25 protein-coding genes are annotated in these 22,669 nt (G+C 57.1%); 7 read left to right on the top strand and 18 right to left on the bottom strand.

Features of this window, described 5'->3' with window-relative positions; translation table 11 throughout:
• Positions 1-5: 5 nt before the first annotated feature.
• Complete coding sequence (locus QC816_RS02510; protein ID WP_085918881.1) at positions 6-563, bottom strand: NUDIX hydrolase; 558 nt, start codon at positions 561-563, stop codon at positions 6-8.
• Between the two features lie 52 nt (positions 564-615).
• Between QC816_RS02510 and QC816_RS02505 the strand changes: the two genes are divergently transcribed.
• Together QC816_RS02505 and QC816_RS02500 are read left to right on the top strand one after the other, a co-directional pair.
• Positions 616-1,266: a CoA pyrophosphatase gene (locus tag QC816_RS02505; protein WP_085918880.1), complete on the top strand. Its 651-nt coding sequence runs from the start codon at positions 616-618 to the stop codon at positions 1,264-1,266.
• A gap of 8 nt (positions 1,267-1,274) precedes the next feature.
• On the top strand, positions 1,275-1,931 hold the full coding sequence (locus QC816_RS02500) for a 2OG-Fe(II) oxygenase (RefSeq protein WP_233337244.1): 657 nt from the start codon (positions 1,275-1,277) through the stop codon (positions 1,929-1,931).
• Between the two features lie 114 nt (positions 1,932-2,045).
• Here QC816_RS02500 and QC816_RS02495 read toward each other — a convergent pair whose 3' ends face one another.
• On the bottom strand, positions 2,046-2,468 hold the full coding sequence (locus QC816_RS02495) for an OsmC family protein (RefSeq protein WP_085918878.1): 423 nt from the start codon (positions 2,466-2,468) through the stop codon (positions 2,046-2,048).
• A 172-nt stretch (positions 2,469-2,640) separates the two neighbouring features.
• On the opposite strand from QC816_RS02495, the gene QC816_RS02490 reads away from it, so the two are divergent.
• On the top strand, positions 2,641-3,546 hold the full coding sequence (locus QC816_RS02490; protein ID WP_309780823.1) for a DMT family transporter: 906 nt from the start codon (positions 2,641-2,643) through the stop codon (positions 3,544-3,546).
• Here QC816_RS02490 and QC816_RS02485 read toward each other — a convergent pair.
• The 6 genes from QC816_RS02485 to QC816_RS02460 all read right to left on the bottom strand — a co-directional run bounded on the left by QC816_RS02485 (position 3,500) and on the right by QC816_RS02460 (position 9,046).
• Positions 3,500-4,348 carry an MOSC domain-containing protein gene (locus tag QC816_RS02485; RefSeq protein ID WP_309780822.1) on the bottom strand — a complete coding sequence of 283 codons (849 nt, stop codon included), beginning with the start codon at positions 4,346-4,348 and terminating at the stop codon, positions 3,500-3,502. The genes QC816_RS02490 and QC816_RS02485 overlap by 47 nt on opposite strands.
• Positions 4,349-4,414: 66 nt before the next feature.
• On the bottom strand, positions 4,415-5,410 hold the full coding sequence (gene gntR / locus QC816_RS02480; RefSeq protein ID WP_309780820.1) for a gluconate operon transcriptional repressor GntR: 996 nt from the start codon (positions 5,408-5,410) through the stop codon (positions 4,415-4,417).
• Positions 5,411-5,481: 71 nt separating this feature from the next.
• The gene (locus QC816_RS02475; protein WP_264823444.1) at positions 5,482-6,009 is read right to left on the bottom strand and encodes a gluconokinase; all 528 of its coding nucleotides are present in this window, start codon (positions 6,007-6,009) and stop codon (positions 5,482-5,484) included.
• A 12-nt stretch (positions 6,010-6,021) separates the two neighbouring features.
• Positions 6,022-7,302 carry a TRAP transporter large permease gene (locus QC816_RS02470; protein WP_085918874.1) on the bottom strand — a complete coding sequence of 427 codons (1,281 nt, stop codon included), beginning with the start codon at positions 7,300-7,302 and terminating at the stop codon, positions 6,022-6,024.
• 3 nt (positions 7,303-7,305) lie between these two features.
• Positions 7,306-7,899, bottom strand: a complete 594-nt coding sequence (locus QC816_RS02465; protein ID WP_268902459.1) for a TRAP transporter small permease — start codon at positions 7,897-7,899, stop codon at positions 7,306-7,308.
• A gap of 73 nt (positions 7,900-7,972) precedes the next feature.
• Positions 7,973-9,046: a TRAP transporter substrate-binding protein gene (locus QC816_RS02460; RefSeq protein WP_264823445.1), complete on the bottom strand. Its 1,074-nt coding sequence runs from the start codon at positions 9,044-9,046 to the stop codon at positions 7,973-7,975.
• Between the two features lie 256 nt (positions 9,047-9,302).
• Between QC816_RS02460 and QC816_RS02455 the strand changes: the two genes are divergently transcribed.
• The 4 genes from QC816_RS02455 (at position 9,303) to QC816_RS02440 (ending at position 11,594) form a co-directional block, all read left to right on the top strand.
• Positions 9,303-9,752 carry a MarR family winged helix-turn-helix transcriptional regulator gene (locus QC816_RS02455; protein ID WP_085918871.1) on the top strand — a complete coding sequence of 150 codons (450 nt, stop codon included), beginning with the start codon at positions 9,303-9,305 and terminating at the stop codon, positions 9,750-9,752.
• Between the two features lie 140 nt (positions 9,753-9,892).
• The gene (locus QC816_RS02450) at positions 9,893-10,318 is read left to right on the top strand and encodes an organic hydroperoxide resistance protein (protein WP_085918870.1); all 426 of its coding nucleotides are present in this window, start codon (positions 9,893-9,895) and stop codon (positions 10,316-10,318) included.
• A gap of 70 nt (positions 10,319-10,388) precedes the next feature.
• Entirely contained in the window at positions 10,389-11,249 is an 861-nt protein-coding gene (gene yghU / locus QC816_RS02445) for a glutathione-dependent disulfide-bond oxidoreductase (protein WP_085918869.1), read from the top strand.
• 99 nt (positions 11,250-11,348) lie between these two features.
• Positions 11,349-11,594: a DUF2798 domain-containing protein gene (locus QC816_RS02440; RefSeq protein ID WP_085918868.1), complete on the top strand. Its 246-nt coding sequence runs from the start codon at positions 11,349-11,351 to the stop codon at positions 11,592-11,594.
• 66 nt (positions 11,595-11,660) lie between these two features.
• Here QC816_RS02440 and QC816_RS02435 read toward each other — a convergent pair whose 3' ends face one another.
• The 10 genes from QC816_RS02435 to QC816_RS02390 form a co-directional block, all read right to left on the bottom strand.
• Positions 11,661-13,769: a TonB-dependent siderophore receptor gene (locus QC816_RS02435; RefSeq protein WP_264823446.1), complete on the bottom strand. Its 2,109-nt coding sequence runs from the start codon at positions 13,767-13,769 to the stop codon at positions 11,661-11,663.
• Positions 13,770-13,958: 189 nt separating this feature from the next.
• Positions 13,959-14,276 carry a DUF6693 family protein gene (locus QC816_RS02430; RefSeq protein WP_085918866.1) on the bottom strand — a complete coding sequence of 106 codons (318 nt, stop codon included), beginning with the start codon at positions 14,274-14,276 and terminating at the stop codon, positions 13,959-13,961.
• A 93-nt stretch (positions 14,277-14,369) separates the two neighbouring features.
• On the bottom strand, positions 14,370-14,693 hold the full coding sequence (locus tag QC816_RS02425; RefSeq protein WP_085918865.1) for a hypothetical protein: 324 nt from the start codon (positions 14,691-14,693) through the stop codon (positions 14,370-14,372).
• Positions 14,694-14,753: 60 nt separating this feature from the next.
• On the bottom strand, positions 14,754-15,743 hold the full coding sequence (locus QC816_RS02420; protein WP_268902462.1) for a lipid A deacylase LpxR family protein: 990 nt from the start codon (positions 15,741-15,743) through the stop codon (positions 14,754-14,756).
• A gap of 128 nt (positions 15,744-15,871) precedes the next feature.
• Entirely contained in the window at positions 15,872-16,411 is a 540-nt protein-coding gene (locus QC816_RS02415; RefSeq protein ID WP_309780812.1) for a YaeQ family protein, read from the bottom strand.
• Positions 16,412-16,466: 55 nt separating this feature from the next.
• Positions 16,467-17,156, bottom strand: a complete 690-nt coding sequence (locus tag QC816_RS02410) for a glutathione S-transferase family protein (protein WP_085918862.1) — start codon at positions 17,154-17,156, stop codon at positions 16,467-16,469.
• A 121-nt stretch (positions 17,157-17,277) separates the two neighbouring features.
• Entirely contained in the window at positions 17,278-18,051 is a 774-nt protein-coding gene (locus QC816_RS02405) for an enoyl-CoA hydratase-related protein (protein WP_085918861.1), read from the bottom strand.
• Positions 18,052-18,168: 117 nt separating this feature from the next.
• The gene (locus QC816_RS02400; protein ID WP_309780809.1) at positions 18,169-19,017 is read right to left on the bottom strand and encodes a 3-hydroxybutyryl-CoA dehydrogenase; all 849 of its coding nucleotides are present in this window, start codon (positions 19,015-19,017) and stop codon (positions 18,169-18,171) included.
• Between the two features lie 38 nt (positions 19,018-19,055).
• A complete protein-coding gene (locus tag QC816_RS02395) occupies positions 19,056-20,693 on the bottom strand; it encodes an acyl-CoA synthetase (RefSeq protein ID WP_309780807.1) in 1,638 nt (545 codons plus the stop codon).
• Positions 20,694-20,817: 124 nt separating this feature from the next.
• Positions 20,818-22,605 (bottom strand): acyl-CoA dehydrogenase, encoded by a 1,788-nt coding sequence (locus QC816_RS02390; RefSeq protein ID WP_309780805.1) that lies wholly within the window; start codon positions 22,603-22,605, stop codon positions 20,818-20,820.
• Positions 22,606-22,669: the final 64 nt, after the last annotated feature.

Here is a 22,669-nt window from a genome sequence, read left to right as displayed (position 1 = left end):
GCCTCTCAGGCACTACCGGCGTAGCGCTCACGATCCTCAGGATTGATGGCGCTGATATGCAGCGGATATTCGTGACGCACGCGATCGGCATAGAAGTGTCGGAGCGTTTGCTCAATGGTGGGAAACGCCAGCTCATCCCAGGGGATTTCGTGTTCCTCGAATAGCGCCACCTCAAGGCTTTCCGGTCCGGCGTTGAAGCCACCGGTAAGTTCCGCCCGAAAAATCATATAAACTTGGTTGATATGCGGTAAATCGATCAGCGTGTAGAGATTGGCCAGCGCCACCTCAGCGCAGGCTTCTTCACGGGTTTCGCGAGTGGCGGCCTGTTCGGTGGTTTCGGCGTTTTCCATATAGCCGGCCGGCAGGGTCCAGTACCCTCTACGCGGGGAAATGGCGCGTTTGCATAGCAATACCTTGGTACCGCTCACGGGTAGCGTCCCTGCCACAATGCGAGGGTTCTGGTAATGGATGGTGCCGCAAGTATCGCAAAGATAGCGCGGGCGATCATCGCCTTCAGGAACGGCAAAACGGACGGTATTGCCACACTGGCTGCAAAAGTTCATTGCGATTTCTCTACGGCTGCTGGGAAAAGATAACAACGCTTATGGATGCTACATGTTAGAGACACTTCGCAATCGGCTGCAACAACTCTCCCCTCAACGGCTAGACCACGCTGGCTTGCCCGAGGCGGCTGTTTTGCTGCCTATTGTCGAGCGCCCGGCCCCGACCCTGCTGTTTACCCGGCGCGCCCGCCACCTCAGTACCCACAGTGGCCAGGTGGCTTTCCCCGGCGGTATGCGCGAGCCGTACGACCACGACCTTTACGCCACGGCGCTGCGCGAGGCCCAGGAAGAGGTTGCCCTCGACCCAGGGCACGTCACGGCACTGGGCCGATTATCCGATGTCATCTCGCTGCACGGTATCCGGGTAACGCCCTGGGTGGGGATTATTCCGCCCGACCTGCCGCTGGTGGCCGATCCCGGTGAGCTGGACGCTATTTTTGAAGTGCCGTTAAGCCATTTCCTGGACGATCGGCGAACGCATACCGATGTGATTACCGTCGATGGCGTCGCCCACTACGTGCCCAGTTACCAGGTTGACGGCCATATCATTTGGGGCCTGTCTGCCATGATGCTGGTGGAACTGCTGGCCGAGGGTTTTGACATGCCGATCGACCTTTACCAGCGTCCTGACGGTGCATTGCGTCATTACCCAGAACGCAACTCGCCGACCTTGCATTCAAAACCTTTGAGAACCAACGAATGACCCCAAGCATGCATTTATCGCCTTCCGTTCTGTCATCAGCTGCCCAGGCAGAGCTGGTGGATGCGCTGGTTGAACAAGGCTGGTATGTCGGCCGGGGTGTTATTGACCTTGATCTGTGCCATGCCCTTCATCAAGAGCTGCATCATATGGCCGCGCATAACGCCTTGGATGAAGCGGGTATCGGCCGAGGAAAACAGCATCACCTGCGCAAAGACGTTCGTGGCGACGCGATCCACTGGCTCGACCGTGAAAGCGACGCTCAGCGGCGCTACTTAATGGCAATGGAAAATTTACAGCAGGTGCTCAACCAGACACTGTTCCTGGGATTGTTCGAGTACGAAGCCCATTTTGCCCACTACCCGCCCGGGGCATTTTACCAGCGCCACCTGGACAGCTTCCGCGGGCGAGCCAATCGCGTGATCTCCACGGTAGGCTACCTGAACCCTGCCTGGCCTGCCGATGGCGGCGGTGAAATGGTTCTGTACCATCCCGACGCACCCGACCAGGCAGTAGCCCGAGTGGTACCGGAAGCGGGTACCTTTGCCTGTTTCATGTCGGACACCATTCCCCACGAAGTGCTCCCCACCCAACAACCACGGGCCAGCATCGCCGGCTGGTTCCGGCGCAATGCGTCGATGGGGGGCGTGCTCGACCCGGCGCGCTAAGCCATAAACCCAACATAAAATAAAAAACGCCCTGGCCATTGCCAGGGCGTCAGTATCTGAAACAGTCAACATTGGTCAAGCAATCAGCTTGACCCGTTCGTTGTCAGCGGAGACTCAGTGTTTGAGCTTTGCCGTCATGCTGATCTCGGCGTTGAGCACCTTGGAGACCGGGCAATTGGCCTTGGCCGTTTCTGCCGCTTCTTTAAAGGTCGCCTCATCGGCACCGTCCACCTGAGCTTCAACGTCCAGATGAATTTTCGAGATATCGAACCCGGCGTCGCTCTGAGAGAGCGTCACATTGGCGCTGGTCTCGATAGAGGTGGCGGTTAGGTCTTTTTCACCCAACACCATCGACAAGGCCATGGAAAAACAGCTGGCGTGGGCGGCGCCGATCAGTTCTTCAGGGTTGGTGCCTTTTTCGTCTTCAAAGCGCTTCTTGAATGAATAGCTGGCGTCGAGTACGCCGCTTTCCGTGGCAACATGGCCACGACCATCTTTCAGTCCACCTTCCCAACGTGCGCTTGCTTTACGATCCATGGATAGCTCCTTTCGCGTCAAATGTCAGGTTATTGATGGAGCCGCAAGTAACGGCAGCCACTTCACCAGCGTAGCTGATTTTTGCCGCCCTGCCGACAGCCCAGGTTCCATTGACGCCAGGACGGTCGTAAGCTGTCGGCTCAATGCCAACCCTTTTGTGCAAGGACTCGCCATGTCGTCGGCAGATGCGCTGAAATTAGTGCTGCTTTCCTCTCTCTGGGGATTATCGTTTATTTTTATGCGCGTCGCCGTACCCGAGTTTGGTCCGATTCCGCTGATATTGGTACGTATGGGGATAGGTGCATTGCTGTTACTGCCGTTTCTTCTCAGCGCCCGCTATTTGCATCTGATATGGCAGCACAAGGGACCGCTACTGTTACTTGGCATTATCAACCACGTGCTGCCTTTCTCACTGCTGGCCCTGGCGACGACGCGCCTGGAAGCAGGGTTCACGTCGCTGATCAACGCCACCACGCCAATTTTTACAGCGCTTATCGGGGCATTCTTCTTTGCCACGCCGATCATCCGCCAGCAATACCTCGGGTTGGCACTCGCCCTGGCAGGTGTTTATGTGCTGTCGGCCAATCGGCTCGACTTCGCGGTAGGCGGCGACGGCTGGTTTATCCTGGCGGTGTTGGGGGCGACATTCTGCTACGGCATTGCCGGTAACTATTCGAAAACCCGCTTGAGCCATCTACCCAGCCGTGTGCTGGCGGCCGGTAGCTGTGCGATGTCGGCCACCGTGCTGTTGATACCGGGCATTCTACTGTGGCCAGACGAGTCTATATCTCCACTGGCGTGGGGTAACGCCTTGGCACTGGCGATCCTAAGCACCACGCTGGCTTTTTTGCTTTACTTCGGCTTGCTCGCCAGCGCCGGAGCCACCGCAACATCCACCGTCACGTTTCTGGTGCCGGTCAGCGCGTTACTTTGGGGCTACCTGCTGCTGGGCGAGACGCTCAGCCTGCAAATTATCGCAGGGATGTTGATCACGCTACTGGGCACCGCGATTGCCACACGCCTATTACGTTTCAGGCGTCGCGCTCGCTTGCCTCAAGCGCCGCCCCCACCCGGATAATCGCACCGTCTCCGCCGGTCAAGGTGGCATTCTGACCAAAATGGGCGCCTTTCAAGTCAGGCTGGGTATTCAGCGACAGCAGCGTTTTCAGCGGTTCACCCGGCTCGGGAACCGCAGCTGTCTGCTGGTCGATGGTGGTGATCTTGCAGCGCTGGCAGGGTTTACGCAGCGTAAACTGAAATGTCCCCGTGGACTCACTTAACGTGGCCCAGCGGTCTTCCGCCCAGGGTAGGTCGCACTCGATCACCACATTGGGGCGAAAGCGACTCATCGGCACCGGCGCTTGACCACCTGCGGTCAAGGCATTGTTCAAGGCGTCGAGCGAGCCGGTGGTGGTCAATAAAAAGGGGTAACCGTCGGAAAAATAGGTATGCGCCGCCCCGCCATCCAGAAAATCCTCTTCGACGGCACGGGTAAATTCGGTGGCAAAACGCACCAGACTCATCCCCTGGGCTTGCTCGCCGAGCGCAGCCTCAAGCCAATGTGTCACCTCTGGGCCTTCCGGAAGCGCTTTGCAGTGGTCATTCCAGACGCTAACCAGGCGTAACTTACCTTCAGGCTCTGCCAAGGGTACGCTCAGCGGCTCGACGTCAGGATGCGAGAGCACCAAGTGTTCGTCGGTCAGCGCAACGCCAATCGTCGCCAGAGCGGGTAGCTGACGCTGGGTGACAAAGCGTTGCCGGGGGTCGACCAGCATCCAGCGGCGGTCCCAGGCCAGCCCATGCGCATGTAGCCGGGTTTGCTCCAGGGTGATTCCCTGCAATGATTTAACCGGGTAAACGTTCAGTTGGACAATCTTCATGGCGGCCCCCTTAAAGAAAACGCTTACTCTAGCCAGTTGTCTGCTGCTTCGCCAGACGTGAAAGACCTACAGGGTGCTACCGGCTTCAATGGCATAGCCCAAATCGACCACTTCTTGTTTTACAGGCGCGCCTTCGATACGGGCTAGTAGCGCCTCGGCTGCCGCTTTACCGATAGCTTGGCGAGGGGTAATCACGCTAGCGAGCCTCGGGGTCATCGCCTGGCCAACATCGTGGCCGTGAAAACCGGCAATTGCCATTTTTTCGGGTACCCTGATGCCACGCCGCTGGCATTCAAAAAAGGCCCCCACCGCAACGTCGTCATTGGTACAAAAGATCCCGTCAGCGGTCGGGTAATCGGCCATGATCCGCTCCATCAGCGCCGCCCCCACGGTATAGGACGAGCGTTGAGTACTGTACAGCGTGACCGGCGCCAGGCCATTGGCCTGCATGGCATCGCGATAGCCCTGCTCGCGTTGCCGGGTACGTTCGTCAAGACGCACTGCCAGGTAAATAATCTGTCGCCGACCGCGCCGTATCATCTCGCTGACCATATCGAAAGCCGCATTGACGTTGTCGTAGCCCACTGCCTGCTGAAGTGGCGCACGATGGGTGTCCATGATTTCAACAATCGGAATACCTGCGGTTTCCAGCATCCTCAGGCTCCGGTCAGTGTGTTCATGGTCGGAAAGAATGACACCGTCGACATTGTAGGAAAGTAACGATGCCAGACTGCGCTCTTCCAGCTCGGGGCTATAGCCGTAGTGAGACAGCATCAGATGGTAGCCAGCGGGCTCCGTCAGGGTTTCAATGCCGACGATAACGTCGGCAAACACCTGGTTGGTGAGCGACGGTACCAGCACGCCTATCGAATGACTGGTCGCCCGGGACAGCAGGTCTGGCGCACGATTGGGGATATAGCCGATCTCTTCAGCCGCCGAAAAAATGCGCTCACGCAAGCCTTCCGACACCGTTTCGGGGTCGCGCAGGCAGCGGCTCACCGTCATTTTGGTGGCACCAACGCGATCCGCTATATCTTGCAAGGTGGGGCGTTTTTTCTTCAAACGAGGTGCCTTCTTCAACCTGAGTCCGGGGCCTTAGCCTAACGAAACCTTGGCCCCAGAGCGATACCCGCTTAGTAGGGGGGCTCGGTTGAGGCAGGCAGTGTGGCCAGGAAGTCGCGTACAATCTGACTGGGTGTTAATGCTATCGACAAGCTGACCGCTTCTGCTGGCCCTGGTGGCTCCAGATCAGCCAATTGGCTTGCCAGCATGCCGTCGCCCTTGAAGAAATGATCCGCCCGCTCGCTCAACCGCTCGCGTAGCAGCTCTCGACTTCCTTCCAGATACAGAATGCGTAGCTCCGAGTCCCCAGCGCGCAGCCGATCACGGTAGCGTTTTTTCAGCCCCGAACAGGCAATCACCACCGAGCAGTCCTGGCGGTAATACTCGGCAAACAGATCGGCAAGCGTATCCAGCCATTCACGCCTGTCATCATCATTGAGCGGTGTCCCGCTGGCCATTTTCGCTACATTAGCCGGTGAATGGTGATCATCACCGTCAATAAATGTCGCCCCCAAAGAGGCCGCCAGCGCTTGTCCAACATGAGACTTACCCGAACCGGACACTCCCATCACTAGAATGCGCTGAGAAGCACTTTCCATACAGACGCTCCCTTAGTTACCGCGCACAGCGGTGAGATCAGGTAGCCAGGTCACAATGCCAGGGAAAGCGATCAATATCACCAGCACCACCAGTAGCGCAGCATAATACGGCAGCATCGCACGCACTAATGACTCCATGGATACCTTACCAACCCCGCACCCTACATATAGACAGGTGCCAACCGGCGGCGTCAGCAGGCCAACCCCGAGAATAAAGGCCATCAGCACGCCGAAGTAGACATCATCTACGCCTACGGAAGTGACGATCGGGGCCAGCATCGGTGCCATGATCACCATGGCAGGCGTCAGATCCATCACAAAGCCCACCACCAACAGCAAAGCAGCCACGATCAACAATAGCAAGAAAGGATCCTGGGTGATCGACTGCACTTGAGACACCAGGGTTTGTGGAACCATGTTGATAGTCAGGAACCAGGCAATCACGGTGGCAAACGCCAGCAGCATCATCACCATGCCGGTGAGGCGAGCCGTGCGAATTAACATGCCGCCCAGCGCCTTGATGCTGAACTCACGATACACCAGCAGGGAAATCGCCAGCGCATAGAGTAATGCGGCTACGGCTGCTTCAGTGGCCGTAAAGATACCGCCAATGATACCGCCAATCACAATGACCGGAAGTACCAGCGCCAGCCAGGCGTCTTTAAAGGCTTTCCAGAGTGCATCCCAGCGGAACTTTCGCACCCCGCCGCCCTGCTTGCTCGCCAGAATAAAAGTAGTCACCATCAAGGCAAAGCCAATCATCATCCCCGGGACAATACCGGCAATGAAAAGACGACTGATCGAAGTTTCGGTCACAATGCCGTAGAGAATCAGCGGAATTGACGGTGGAATGATAATCCCGATGACCGATGACACGGTATTGATTGCCGTGGCATTAGCCGCACTGTAGCCCTGCTGCTTCATCGACGGGATCATCATGGCCCCGGTAGCCGCCGTATCGGCCACGGCGGAACCGCTGATACCGCCAAAGAACATCGAGCCGGTGATTGCGACCTGGCCCAGGCCGCCGCGCATAAAGCCGACCAGCGCCCCAGCCAGTTCCATCAGGCGACGCGCAATGCCGCCCTGGCTCATCACTTCCCCCACCAGAATAAAGAAAGGAATGGCCAGCAGCGGAAAACTGTTCACCCCTCGAATCGATTGCTCGATCATGATCGACAGCGGAATATCCGAGAGCACCGCCATTACCACCGCGGCAACGCCTAAGCCAAAGGCAATCGGCAACCCCAGCACAATAGAAATCAATAAGATACCAAGAAAAATCCACAACATGGCTCAGACCCCCTTTTCTGGCTGGCGAATGATGCAAAGACTCACCCACATCCGCCATAGCGACACCACGGCGATAAATAAAACGCACAGCACCAGTGACAAACTCAACAAACTCAATGGCACATTCAAAATCGCCGAGCGGCCGCTGGAGTTCGCGATGACTTGGTACCCGCCAACTAACATCACGCCCATCAAGGCGGTAATGATCAAATGCTGAATACAATAAAGCGCATGGGCAAATCGTATGGGTAGACGACGTACCAGGGCGTCTACCGCAATATGTTCATAGCGCGCAAACGCTGCCGCGGCCCCGACAAACACCAACCAGATAAACAACATGCGTGCCAACTCATCTGCCCAGGGCAGAGAATGATTGAACAGCGCGCGCCCCACCACATTGCAGGAAACAGAAGCAATCAACGCCACTAGAATAGCGCCAATCAGATACTCCATGCCGAGCGTTAGCCAGCGAAACACCGCGGGACCCTGACGGGTGTCAGTATCGAGTTCTAACTGTTTGCGATTGGGATCATCCAGATATACCGAAGGATCTTCCATCACGGGATCGTTAAGCTTGGTCGTCTGGGAAGTGGTCATGATAACTCCAGAGATACTGACAACTCGGGCAGGCCAATGGGCCTGCCCGATCACCTGCAAAGAAAGGCGAGGGTTATTCGGTGCTGTCGTCGACAATCGCTTGGATGTCTTGAATCAGCTCTTCGCCAATGCGCGGCGCCCACTCTTCGTATACCGGCTGCACCGCTTCCTGGAAGGCAGCCAATTGCTCGTCATTGAGGCGAGTGATTTGCATGCCACGCTCTTCAAGCTGCTCACGCGACCACGTATCGTACTCCGCCGACAGCTGAATTTCGTATTCGGCCGACTGGCGCGCCGCTTCCATTACCAGTTCCTGATACTCAGGTGCCATGCTGTCCCAGGTGCGCTCCGAAAGCATCATGATGAATGGTGTGTACACGTGGCGCGTTTCGGTGCCGTAATCCTGCACTTCATGGAAGTTAGACGTCAGGATGGTGCTCCAGGGGTTCTCCTGGCCATCAACCACGCCTTGCTCCATCGCCGAGAAAAGCTCGCCAAACGCCATGGGCGTCGGGTTGGCCCCCAGCGTTTCCCAGATATCCAGGTGCACCGGGTTTTCCATGGTGCGGACACTCAAGCCACGGACATCAAGGCCCGCAACATCTTCCGGCGTTTCAACCGGGCGAGCGCTGTTGGAAAGCTGGCGATAGCCATTTTCAGAAAATGCCAGCGGCTTCAGGCCGGAACCTTCAAAGCCTTCCAGCAGTTCCAACGCCACATCGCTTTGCAGGACCTCGATGGCGGCTTCACGGCTTGGCAGCAAAAACGGCAGGTCAAAAACGGCGAGTTCTTCAACATAGCCCGTGGCTGCCGAGCTGGACGGATAGGTCATGTCCAGCGTGCCGGTTTGCAGCATTTCGAGCATCTGGACATCGTCACCCAACTGGCTGTTGGGGAAGACATTGACGGTGATACGCCCATCTGTGCGCTTTTCGAGGATCTCACCAAAATACTGGCTGGAAATGTACTGCGGTGAGTTTTCAGATAGGCCGATACCCATACGCAGCGTATGAGTACCGTGGTCGCCGACCTTATCGCCATCGATTTCAGGCGGGTCGGAAAGCTCGGGACTTTGGGCATGGGCCATGCCCAGCGTCAGGGTGGTCGCGCCAACCAGGGTAAGCGTGTTGCGCCAAATTGCAGTCATGACGTATCTCCATACAAATCATTGTTGTTGATGATGGTGATTGATAGCGGATGAATGGCATCGCCACCGAGAGAACGTTGCCGGTCACGACGATTATCGACGCTTTGTTACCGGTAACATTTGTTAAGCGAAGGCTAGCCATCTACCATCACGGTGTCAAAGCGAAACAGACAAATTGCGACCAAGGTATAGGCCGCTAGCCACCTAGCGGCCTATCACGCTACATTAGGGACAAGTATTTCTTGAGGGAGCCATCATGGCCGACACCCCGACCTGCAGTGAACTGGAGCTTGATAACCAGCTTTGCTTCGCGCTCTATTCCACGTCCTTGATGATGACCAAGGTCTACAAACCACTACTCAAAGAGCTAGGCCTTACCTACCCTCAATACCTTGCAATGCTGGTGCTGTGGCAGGAAGACGGCATTACGGTCAGCACGTTGAGCAAGCGCTTACTCACTGACCCCGGCTCGGTCACCCCCCTGCTTAAGCGGCTAGAAGCCGATCACCTGTTGATCAGACAGCGTAGCCGCCAGGATGAGCGGGTAGTAGAGCTGTTTCTGACCCAACATGGCCGGTCGATGCGCGAACGGGCGCGTCATATCCCTAGCTGCGTCGTCAATGCAAGCGACCAGTCCATCGAGGCACTTACCCAACTCAAAGACGACCTGGTTAAACTCCGCGATAAATTACAAACCTTCCAGTAGTCCCCCTTGCCAGCAAGGATCAAAAACGCTCGGCCATTTAGCTTGCGCACAAACTAAAGCTGCACTAAATTATTGCCACGCCCACGTTATGTACAGCTTGGGTGAAGCTTACTTATCGAGTCATGCAAGGAGTATTGACGATGTCGATTGAAACGATTGCCTACCGTGCCCATGCCACCGCTACCGGCGGCCGCGAGGGTCATGCCAAATCGTCCGACGGCGCGTTGAGTGTCAAGCTCAGCACGCCCAAAGAACTGGGCGGCCCCGGCGGCGACGGTACCAATCCCGAACAGCTTTTTGCAGCAGGTTACTCAGCCTGTTTTTTAGGCGCCCTTAAACACGTTGCCAGCCAAGAAAACGTTAAGCTGCCAGACGATACCCAAATTAACGGCCACGTTGGCATTGGGGCTATTCCGACCGGTTTTGGCATTGAAGTGGAACTCGAAATCAGCCTGCCCGGCCTTGAAAAAGACGTTGCGCAAATGCTGGTCGATAAGGCCCACGTTGTCTGTCCCTACTCCAATGCAACGCGCGGTAATATCGACGTCACACTGACAGTGGTATAAGGTCGATAGTCAGCGAACCATCAGCCACTGCATCATTTGGTGCGGTGGCTTCCTTTAACAGGAGGGAACGATGAGCGAAGACACCTACACCCCGCCGCGCGTATGGCAATGGGAACCCGGCAACGGCGGCAAATTTGCCAACATTAACCGCCCTGTCGCGGGCGCAACGCATGACAAACCGCTGCCGGTTGGTAAACATTCCCTACAGCTTTATTCACTGGCCACCCCCAACGGGGTGAAAGTCACCGTGATGCTCGAAGAACTGCTGGAGAAAGGCATTGCGGGTGCTGAGTACGATGCGCACCTTATCCAGATTGGTGAAGGCGACCAGTTTGGCAGCGGTTTTGTTGAGGTGAACCCCAACTCGAAAATCCCCGCGCTGATGGATCACAGCACACAGCCGCCTCAGCGGGTGTTTGAGTCCGGCGCCATCCTGCTTTATCTGGCCGAGAAATTTAACGCCTTCTTGCCCACTAACCCGGCAAAACGCACCGAGTGCTTGTCCTGGTTATTCTGGCAAATGGGCAGCGCGCCGCTACTCGGTGGCGGCTTCGGCCACTTTTACGCGTACGCGCCGGAGAGCTACCAGTATCCGATCGATCGCTACACCATGGAAGTCAAGCGCCAGCTTGATGTACTCGACCGCCACCTGGCCGAAAACCGCTTCATGGCAGGCGATGAATACACCATTGCCGACATGGCGATCCATCCCTGGTACGGCGCACTGGTCAAGAATCGGGTCTATGAAGCGGCCGAGTTCCTTGAAGCCCATACCTACCAGAATGTCATTCGCTGGACCGAAGAGATCGACGAGCGCCCGGCCGTCAAGCGTGGCCGCATGGTCAACCGCACCTGGGGCGAGCCCCATGAGCAGTTGCATGAGCGCCATGATGCCAGCGATTTTGAACGTCGCACCCAAGACAAGCAATAATGACGCCTTCGCATTCGCTTGAGCATTACCCCAAGCGGCCCATCACGGGCCGTTTTGCGTCATGCCGTGTATAAGCTTAGCCATATGAAGAGAGACGTCATGATTGACCCTAAATATAGTCAGTTGCTGTTTACCTTCTTGATGGCGTTGTTCATGTCAGGCGTTATGTCGCTGGTGATTACGCTTTACAATATCGGCCTTGTTGACGGCATTGTGATGATTTGGCTGGAAGCCTGGCTGTTTGCTTTCGTCGTGGCCTTTCCGGTCATCAATCTGGTGTTGCCCATTGTGCGCCGACTCGTCACCCTGCTGGTGAAGCGGCCGCCCGAGCGGGACAAAGCCTGAATCACACCAAGCCAAAAGGGGCGTCATTCGACGCCCCTTTTTAGCTTTTCAGCCTCGTTCAAATCCTTAGAATTGGTAGCGGACGTTGGCTGTCACATTACGCCGTTCGCCGTAGCCACAGTCCCCGCCTTCGTAACGGCACCAGGAAATGAATTCCTCGTCGGTGAGGTTCTTGGCATCCAGACTAATGTCCCACTGCCCGACAGTGTAGCCGATCATGGCGTCATACAGCGTCTCGGATGGCACCACCGGCGAGCCACCAAAGCCCACATTGTCACCGATGTAGCGCACCCCCGCACCCAACCGCCAGTGGTTGCCTACGTACAGCTTGTTCCACCACGAGGCTTGTTTTTCGGCCACGGCGGAAAGCCGCTCACCGCTGCTATCGTCGTTGGCGTTCATGTGGGTATAGCCCAGTTGGGTTTCAAAGTCCTGCCAGCGTTTGTTGATCTGCAGTTCCCAGCCGTCGATCACAGCGCCGGTCTGTTCAACGCCACCGGGAGTTACCCCGTCGCTGACCCGGTTTTCCTGGGTGATATCGAAATACGCGGCGTTGATGGCCAGCGACTTGTCCGGTGACAGGTACTTGATCCCCGCTTCTTCCTGCTCGCCCCGTGTGGGCTCGAGCGCACTGGGGTTTGCCGTGCCGTCGGTGCCCAGGTTCATGGTGAAGGCTTCGGAATAACTGACGTAGGGAGATACCCCATTAGCAAACCGATACATCAGCCCCAGGCGTCCCGTCGTCGCTTCCTGATCGCTGACCGAATCAGACCCGGACACCGCCAGCTCGCGGTTTTCCGCCCAATCATGGCGTAGCCCCGCCGACACCACCACCGGGCCGACTTCAATGTGATCAGCCAGGTAAATCCCTACCTGCTCGATTTCATTATCGGGACGATCTGAAGGGTTCAGCGAGTCCAGCTGTAAATCACCGTACTGAGGGTTATAAATATCGATGTTGCCGCCGCCGCCAGGGACCGAGTCATAGTTATCCTGCTCCCAGCGGGCGTCCTGACGGTCGATACCGGCGATCAGGTTATGCTGGGTATTTCCAAGCTCAAAATTGCCTTGCAGACGCGCGTCCACATTGAATATTTGCGTGGCGGCATCGGCAGTAAAGATCGTCCGCGAGACCTCGCCATTGGCGTCGGGCACGCTTGGGATATCAACCCAGTGCTCGCGAGTTTCAGTGCTGGAGTCGGTATAACGCGCCGTGGCGGAAAATGCCCAGTCGCGATTCAGTTGATGGTCGAAAAACAACGTGGTTTCGGTTTTCTCGCGGTCGTAGCGGTCCCAGCCCGGCTCACCGACAAACCGCTCCGAGCCGATAAAGCCCTGGGAACCCGGCTCCAGCGTACCCGCCTGGGGCAGGAACTGCGCCGACACCTGGCCTTTATTCTCCTGGCGATTGACCAGCAGGGTAACTTCCGTGTCGTCGCTGGGCCGCCAGGTCAGCGAGGGCGCCACCACATAACCGTCATCCTCGACGTGATCCACCTGGGTATCGCTATCACGCTTCAAGGCCACCAGGCGATAGAGCAGCGTGCCATCCTCGTCGGCGGCACCCGTAACATCCACGGCCAGTTGCTTACGGTTATGCGAACCGTACTGCGCCCAAACTTCGCCGCTGCGCTCTTCCTCGGGCAGCTTGGACACCCCGTTGATAATGCCGCCCAGATCCGCCTGCCCGTAGAGCATCGACGACGGCCCTTTCAGCACTTCCAGGCTCTCCAATGCATAGGGATTGGTGCGCACTGAATTGTAGGAGCCGTAAAGCTGGCGCAGGCCATCCAGATAGCGACCGGCTTCGATACCGCGTACAGAGGCCCCGTCGATGCGCGTGTCAAAGCCATAGTTACCGGCGTAGACGCCGGGCGTATAGAGCAGCGCATCCTGAATGGTTTTGCTGCCGGTATCCTGCATGAATTGCTCGTCCACCACCGACATGGAGAACGGCTGCTCGTTTAACGGTACGTTCAGCTTGCCCACACTGGGCTGTTTTTCCGCTTCGATATAGCCCATTGCATCCACGGCAGTACCCACGACCTGAATGGCGTCCAGCTCGACGTCACTGTCGGATTCGGCTTGCTGGGCCGCGGCAAACGTGGGTGCGATAAGCGACGCAAGCGCCACCGCACTGGAGAGCTTGCGCACATGAAAGGCTGAATTTTGCATGATAGGTTGATCCCGGAGCTAATATTAATAACAATGATAGTGATTTTTATTTGCGCATTAATATAAAGACTTGGGGGGCGCCTGTAAAGCACCTGGCTGGAACGCGAGAGGAATAAACGGATAGCGCCGACAAAGGCGTACGCCCTGCCGGCCATAATGGATTAACGAGGTAAGGTGGTGCCGTGAGGGTTATACGACGCGGGCATTGTTCAGTGCATAATTCCACACGCGATAAAAGTAGAACAGATACCCCAACCCAAAGGTGAGCAGCGAGATCAGCATCCACAGGATAATATGCCCAACATTGCTGAACAGGTTGATATCGCACACCATTTTCCGCTCCACGCCGCTACTGGGGTCGATCACCGAGGTCCGGTTGATCACGAAGCGGGCAAACGAATAGGGAAAGAAGAAAAGCGCGATACCGAAGGTAATCACGCTCAGCACCACCCAGATAAGCAGGTGGCCCACAATGTCGAGAATCGATAGATCTGCCTTGATATTCACCGCAAGTCCTTCATCAGCATGGAAAGCGGCGCAGCGTACCAGCAGCAGGCCCTGGCGTGAATCGCTGCAGGACGAAATGGGGGCCGAGCAGGCTTACTGACGACTCGCCCACCACTGCGCATACGTGCTGTTATCGGGCGCCAGTCCCCCTTCGTCGGGCGCATCATCGTCCCACCATACCGGCCCGCGCTCGCCCAATGCTTCCTTGGCAACCTGCACCGCGTCACGCGCCTGGCGCAGCGCGTCGGGGTCGTCTTGCTGTTGCGCCGTTCGCACCGCCCGGCGCGCTTTCATCAGCGCCTTGATATGGGTGCGTTTTTCATCCTCGCTCAAGCGTGGATCGGTACACCGCCACAGGCGATTTTTGGCCACAAAATAGCGGCCATCGGGCGTGCGGGGGTATGCTTTCCTGGCCATCTGACACCCTCTCCAACGGTCAGTCGGGTGGAATCGATAACAGCCTAGCGCGTTTTGCCATCAAAAACGTTTCGACAGCGTCAACGCACCGAACTTATCCTGCTCTTCCTGGCCGTCGAATTCCCGCGATCGCACCACGGCGGCATAGGTCACCTGCCAATCTTCCCAGGCCAGCGCCAATCCACCTGACACGTCCCCGACCCACTCCTTGCGATCCACCGAGTGGCTATTTCTGAAGGAATTGCCATCCAAAGTCAGGTTTTGCGCCATGTAATAGCCGTCTACGCTGGCAAACAGGTACCACTGCCAACCATCGTTACCGGTTATATGATGACGGCTGCCGGGAATAGGGGTCAGCGTGGGAATGCCTGAGGCTTCATCGCCCCAGCGCACGCTGTAACCGGCGCTGGCGTAAGTGTATAGATTACCCAGAGCACCGCTGACGCTGGGCCCATGGGCAAACTGCTTGCCACCCAACGGCGTGCTGTGCCACCACTGGCGGCGCATTGCCGCATTCAGTATCGCTTCATCCCCCAACTGATTTTTCCAGCCGCTAGGACGTTCGCTATCGGTAACACGGTGCACTTCGCGCTGAATGCTATCGGCAAGCGACGACGGCCCGACCAGACCGACATCCAGGTGCAGGTCCGTCGTCTGCAGCCAGTTGCCCATCGGCAGATCTTCGTAAAGCGAAATACCGCCGTAGACAAGCCCCGCATAGGGCCGATCATCCTCGATCAGCTCACTTTGCCTAATATTGTTCGGCGTGTAGATCTGATGCACCAGCCGGTAGGCGGCTCTATCGGCACTACCGATCAGACTATCGGGTAATGCGGTAGCCAGGTGCTGGGTCCAGCTATCCGCGTCAGGTTCATATGCATAGTTAAGCTCAAAGCCGCTGGTGAAGTGACCATCGTCACTGCTGGCCAGACTGTCGTTTTCAAACTTGACTGATAACGCATCATCCGCTGCATTGGCCAACCCGGGCAGCAGGCAAACGCAGGCAAAAAAGCTGGCAAGTGACCAGCGCAAAGAGAAATATCCATTCATCGCTCATTCCTTGAGTTGAGGAGGGGAGAAGAAGCTCGTCGGGCATCAATCGTCAACAAACATTGTTGATTGTATGTAATTGTGCAGAATGATAGCAAGCATACGTGTTGGCCGACGGCAGAAAAAGGTTACCGGTCGCGTAACAGCCATTGCGGCGTGATCTCGTGCTGGCCGTTTTCATCGGTAATGAACAGCGATCCTTCGCTGATCATCACGGCCCAGTTAATCGCCCTTGGCAGATCGTTGGCAATGGTCGCAAGCGCTTCCTGGGGCAGCCCTGCCACATGCACATTTCTCAGCGATGCTACATTCGGTAGTACTTTGCTCTCCCACTGATCCACCCGCCCGTAGGCAAGCAGCGATACGCGTTCGGCCCGGCGTGAGCACCAGGTAAGACGATCAACATCCGGCAGGCCGACTTCGATCCAGTGCAAGACACGGCCATCCAGGCTCTTTTCCCATAAAGCAGGTTCATCGACATCAGAAAGGCCACGCCCAAAGGCCAGGGCTTCGCTGTACCACAGCACATAAGCAAGCAAGCGTGCGGTCATGCGCTCTTCTGTCTCTGACGGATGGCGTGCCACGGTAAAGCGCAGCGACTCATACACCCCGCTATCCAGATCGGTCAGATTAATATCCACTTTGTAGGGTGTTGCGCTAAGTGCCATTGCAGTTTCCAAACGAAAATTTTCGTCAGTGTACCTGATACATGGGTATGACAGGTTATGACTGGCGGTAATCCGCCTTGAGAGTGCCATTTTTCAGCGTTTCGGCTTCGTGCATGGGCTCACGCCATGATTCTTCTAACGCCGCTTGATACCAGGCTTGCATGGCAGGCAGCGCGAGCAAACGTTCCACATACGCCTGGGAAGCTCCACTGATCGGTAACTTGAACGTCTGCGCGCGAAACGCCACGGGGGCATAAAACGCATCAACCGCAGTGAAATGCTTACCCGCCAAGAACGGCCCGCCAAAGCGTTCAAGCCCTTGCTGCCACAGCGCATCCAGGCGAGCCACGTCGGCGCTGAGCTTGGCCGATAAGCGATTCAACGCCACCCGCATACCGCAATTCATCGAGCACTCATCGCGGAGCGCACCAAAGCCGCTGTGCATCTCGGCGCTGGCCGAGCGCGCCCAGGCACGGGCCGCTCTGTCAGCAGGCCAAACCTCATCGTGTTGCTCGGCAAGGTACTCGACAATCGCCAGAGAGTCCCATATGGCCGTTTCCCCGTCGACTAAACATGGCACCAGCCCCGAAGGCGAAAAACGTTTAAACGCCTCATGACTAGCACCAAAACCACCCTCAAACGGCATGAGATGTTCGTTAAACGGAATCTCCAGCGCTTTCATCAACACCCAAGGGCGCAGCGACCAGGAAGAGTAATTCTTGTTGGCAATATATAAATCAAACATGCTGCGCACCTTGCAGTGTCGATAACGGCGACGTTAATCAAATGACGTGTTTCATCGAGCATAAAACGGGGGTGACGCAAGCGCCACCCCCTAAATCAGCAAATCTTGAATGAGCGAAGGCTTAAAAGCTCGGCTTGCGCTTCTCGACAAACGCGGACATACCCTCTTTCTGTTCGTCGCCGGCAAAGCAGAAGGCGAACAGGCTGGTTTCCAGCGCCAGGGCGCTGTCCAGGTCTTGATCCAAGCCGTCGTGGACCGCCTGCTTGGCACCGCGCACCGCCTGTGGGCCGTTACCCGTAAGCTGTTTGGTGAGCTCTTCAACGTAGCCCTCAAGCTCCGCTTGCGGCATTACCCGGTTCACCAGGCCGATACGCAGCGCTTCCTGGGCGTCAATTTTGCGTCCGGTGGTGACCAGGTCAATCGCCATGGCAGGGCCAACGCGGCGCGGCAGTCGCTGGGTACCGCCAAAGCCGGGGATGACCCCCAGCAGCACTTCAGGTTGACCGAACACGGCGTTGTCGGTGGCTACCGCCCAGTCGCAGGCCAGCGCCAGTTCGCAGCCGCCGCCAAGGCAAAACCCGTTCACCAGCGCGACCACCGGCACGGGTAACGTCTCTAGGCGTTTAATGGTACGCAGCGCTTGGCTGGCAAAGGCGCGCGCTTCTTCTGGCGTCTTGTCACGCATCTCGGTGATATCAGCACCGGCCACGAAGGACTTCTCACCGGCACCGGTAAGCAGTACGCCGCGTAGATTCGGGTGGGTTTCAAGCTCCACCAAGTGGGTTTCCAGCGCTAACAGCACATCGCTATTCAATGCATTCAGTGCTTTGGGACGATTGATGGTGAGGCGCACCATCCCATCGTTATCAACCTTTTCGATCACTGCTTCGCTCATGACAGGCTCCTTGTTTGATTTATTATGGAATTGTAAAGTGGATACCACCCAACCCTAGCGAACGCTTGGTTGAGTGGCAATGACTTATTTATGCCGCGCTCTTCACATCAGTGCAAGCTACTCGTAATGATAAAAACCGCGTCCGCTCTTACGGCCTAGATAACCCGCCGCGACCATACGCTTGAGCAGCGGGCAGGGACGGTATTTGGGGTCACCAAAACCTTCCTGCAGCACCTCCATAATCGCCAGGCAGACATCCAGGCCAATCAGGTCCGCCAGCGCCAGCGGACCCATGGGGTGAGCCGCACCGAGTTTCATCGCCTCATCAATGGCTTCAGGCGTTGCAGTGCCTTCCTGAACAATAAATGCCGCTTCGTTGATCATGGGTACGAGTAAGCGGTTGACCGCAAAGCCAGGCGCATCGCCCACCGGCACGGCGGTTTTGCCAAGGGTCTTGGCAAGTTTTTCAATCTCGGCCACGGTGGCATCGGCGGTCTGCTCGGCGCGAATCACTTCCACCAGTTTGAGCACCGGCACCGGGTTGAAGAAGTGCATCCCCACCACGCGCTCTGGGTGCTCACACACCGATGCCAGGCGAGTGAGTGATAGCGAAGAGGTGTTGGAGGCCAGTATCGCGGTGCTGCTCAACTGGCTGAGATCGCGAAACAGCTTCTCTTTCAGCTCGGGTTGCTCAGGGGCAGCTTCGATAATCACCGCGCAGTTGCTTAGTGCGTCCAGCGTGGTGGTGGTAGAAAGGCGCGCCAGCGCAGCGTCTTTCTCCGCCGCGCTGATTTTTTCTTTCGTGACCAGCTTACCCAAACCTTTATCGATATTTGCCTTGGCACGGCCAAGCGGCTCCTCGGCCACGTCATAAAGGTGCACATTAACGCCACTGGCAACCGCCACTTGGGCAATCCCCTGCCCCATGGTGCCTGCGCCGACGACACCGATATTCTGATCACTCATGCATTCTCTCCCCGGTCGATGACTGATTCTGCTAGCGATTATTGATGCTGTTTGGCTTCTTCCCGCAGTACAAATTTCTGAATCTTGCCCGTCGAGGTTTTCGGCAGGTCGCTGAAGATAACCGTTCTAGGGACTTTGTAGCCTGCCAAGTGTTCACGGCAGTGGGCGATAATATCGGCTTCGCTGACTTCACCATAACCGACTTTGAGCTTCACAAAGGCACAGGGGGTTTCGCCCCACTTCTCGTCAGGCTTGGCCACCACCGCTGCCTCTTCCACGGCAGGATGGCCGTAAATAGCGTCTTCCACTTCAATGGTCGAGATATTTTCACCGCCGGAAATAATGATGTCCTTGGAGCGGTCCTTGATCTCGATATAGCCGTCCGGGTGCCACACGGCCAGATCCCCGGTGTGGTACCAGCCCCCTTCCAGCGCCTGCTCGGTGGCTTCGGCATTCTTTAAATACCCCTTCATGACGTTGTTACCGCGCATCAGAATCTCGCCGATGGTCTGACCATCCTTGGGGACCGGCTCCATGGTTAGCGGGTCGGCCACACAGAGGGCTTCGAGCATGTGATAGCGCACCCCCTGGCGGGCTTTGATCTTGGCCCGCGCTTCCAGCGACAACTCATCCCACGCCTCGCGCCAGGCGCACACGGTCACCGGCCCATACACTTCCGTCAGACCATAGACGTGGGTGACGTCAATGCCCAGCTTCTCTACCCCGGCAATTACCGACGCGGGAGGTGCCGCACCGGCGGTGGTCACTTTCACCGGGTGATCAAACTCGCACTTGTCGTCGGCCGGTAAGTTCACCAGGCCATTGAGAATAATCGGCGCCCCGCTGAAGTGAGTGACCTTCTCGGCGGTAATGAGTTGCATGATCTTTTTGGGGTCGACTTTGCGCAGGCAAATATTGACCCCGGCGTTGGCGGCAATCGTCCACGGGAAACACCAGCCGTTGCAGTGAAACATCGGCAGTGTCCAAAGATAGATCGGGTGGTGGGGCATCGCCCACTCCATAATATTGCTCACCGCGTTCAGGTAAGCGCCGCGATGGTGATAAACCACCCCCTTGGGCTTACCGGTGGTGCCGGAGGTGTAGTTGAGCGAGATCGCATCCCACTCATCCGCGGGCAGCTGATAGGCAAATTCAGCATCGCCCTCTTGGAGTAGCGCTTCGTATTCAATTTCCCCAATGCCCTGGGTGTCGCCAAGAAACTCCACATCGGCGACGTCAATGATCAACGGTTTATGCTCAAGCTTGGCCACCGCTTGCTGGATGACGTCGGCAAACTCGGGGTCAACCAGAATGGCTTTGGCCTCGCCGTGCCCCAGCATATAGCTGATCGCCTCGGCATCCAGACGGATGTTCAGGGTATTCAATACACAGCCGGCCAGCGGCACGCCAAAGTGAACTTCAAACATAGCGGGCACGTTGGGCAGCATGGCCGCCACCGTCTGGCCCGGCTGAATACCTCGCTGCTTGAGGGCAGAGGCCAGCCGACGGCAACGCGACCAGGTCTCACCCCAGGTGCGCCGCGTGCTGCCATGAACCACCGCAGGGTAATCGGGATAGATCGACGCCGAGCGCTCGATAAAGGTCAGCGGTGAAAGCGGTACGTGGTTGGCAACGGTCTTCGGCAACCCCTGCTCGAAGATAGAAGTGTTCGTCATGGTCGGCTCCTGGCATTATAGAAATCGTTATTATTAATAAGCGCACGTTTTAAATGACTGTTTTGATAGCCTAGAAACAGCACCGCCGCCTCAAAGGGCGGCGGTGCGAAGCTAACAATTAGCGTCAATGAACCTCAAAGTCGCTTAAACATTGTATACCTGCCTCAATCACCGCCCGCTGGGCCCGGCCAACCGGCAGCCATTGAGTGATGGCAAAGTCGGCGCTACGCATCTTGGCAGTATAGAAGGGATCGTCGCTGCCATTATGAATGGCAGCTTTGGCACTCAACGCTGATTGACCCATTTGCCACGCGCACAGCACATGCCCCGCTAGATTCAGGAACGGTGTCGCGTAGGCCTGAACGGCGTCTGCGCCGCTATCGGGGTCTTTACCCTCTGCCAGCACAATGGCTTGGGCGGCTTTTAAATCGTCAAGCCCGGCGGCCAAGCCGCGGCCCAATGCTGCCAAGGCGGGGTCGGCATTGAGCTGCTCCACCGTCGCGGCGACCTCTTTCAAGAGCGCGGTGAGCGCTTCGCCGTTGTCACGCTGGAGCTTCCGCCCCGCCAGATCGAGCGCCTGGATACCGTTGGTGCCTTCGTAAATCGGTGCAATGCGGGCATCGCGCAGCAGCTGGGCGGCGCCAGTCTCTTCCACATAGCCCATGCCGCCGTGTACCTGAATGCCCATAGAGGCAATATCCACGGCCTGATCGGTGGAGAAGCTCTTGATGACGGGAATCAAAATATCGGCGCGGGCCTGGGCGGTTTGGCGGGCATCGCTGTTTTCCGCATGGCGGGCGGTGTCCAGTTCGGCGGCGCAGTACAGGGCCAGCGCCCGCAGCGCATCGGTGCGTGAACGCATGGAGAGCAACATGCGGCGCACATCCAGGTGGTCGCTGATGGTGCAGTCCTTACCGCCCCGGGCTTTAGGGGAACGCCCCTGGGTGCGCTCCAAGGCGTAGGCAAAGGCGTGCTGACAGGCGCGCTCGGCCACGCCAATGCCCTGAATACCAACCTTGTGGCGCGCTTCGTTCATCATGGTGAACATATGGTTGAGGCCACGCCCCTCCTCGCCGACCAGATAGCCAACCGCGCCGCCATTTTCGCCAAAGCTCAGGGTGCAGGTGGGCGAACCGTGGATGCCCAGCTTGTGTTCAATGGAGGCGCAGGTGACGTCGTTGCGCTCACCCAGGGAACCGTCGTCGTTGACCAGAAATTTGGGCACCAGAAACAGCGAAATGCCTTTGTTGCCTTCCGGCGCGTCGGGTTTGCGGGCCAGTACCAGGTGAATAATGTTCTCGGCGGCGTCGTGCTCGCCCCAGGTAATGTAGATTTTCTGGCCGCTGATACGGTAATGACGGCCTTCGGGAATGGCTTTAGTACGGACCTTCGAAAGATCCGAGCCGGCCTGGGACTCGGTCAGGTTCATGGTCCCGGTCCAGGTACCTTCTACCAGCTTGGGGAGATAGACCGCTTTCTGGTCGTCGTTACCATGGTGGGCCAAGGCTTCGATAGCACCGGCTGTCAGCATGGGGCAAAGACCCAGCGCCATATTGGCGCCGTGGAGCATTTCCTGGACGGCGCTGGCCACCACTTCCGGCAAATTTTGTCCGCCCAATGATTCAGAGACGCCAATGCCGTTCCAGCCCCCCTCCACATACGCCTGGTAAGCCGCCGCGAAGCCTTCCGGCGTCGTTACCCTGCCATCTGAATGGCGCTTTGCTCCCTGCTTGTCGCCAACATCGTTCAGCGGCCCCCAGACATCACCGGCCAGCTTGGCAGCTTCTTCAAGCACTGCCTCGACCAGATCGGGGGTGGCTTCTTCAAAGCCCGGCAGGTTCAGCGAGCGATGCGCTAGCAGTTCTTCAAGCACAAAGCGCAAATCGCGTACCGGCGCGGCGTAATAGTTCATAACAAGACCTCGGGCTGAGAATTTAAACAATTGTTTGAAAGTCTACAGTGATACTAGTAATCCT

It is taken from the genome of Vreelandella janggokensis (assembly GCF_031451615.1).
Classification (GTDB): domain Bacteria; phylum Pseudomonadota; class Gammaproteobacteria; order Pseudomonadales; family Halomonadaceae; genus Vreelandella; species Vreelandella janggokensis.
The sequence above is the reverse complement of the archived record's forward strand: the minus strand, read 5'-3'. Positions and strand labels throughout refer to the sequence as shown.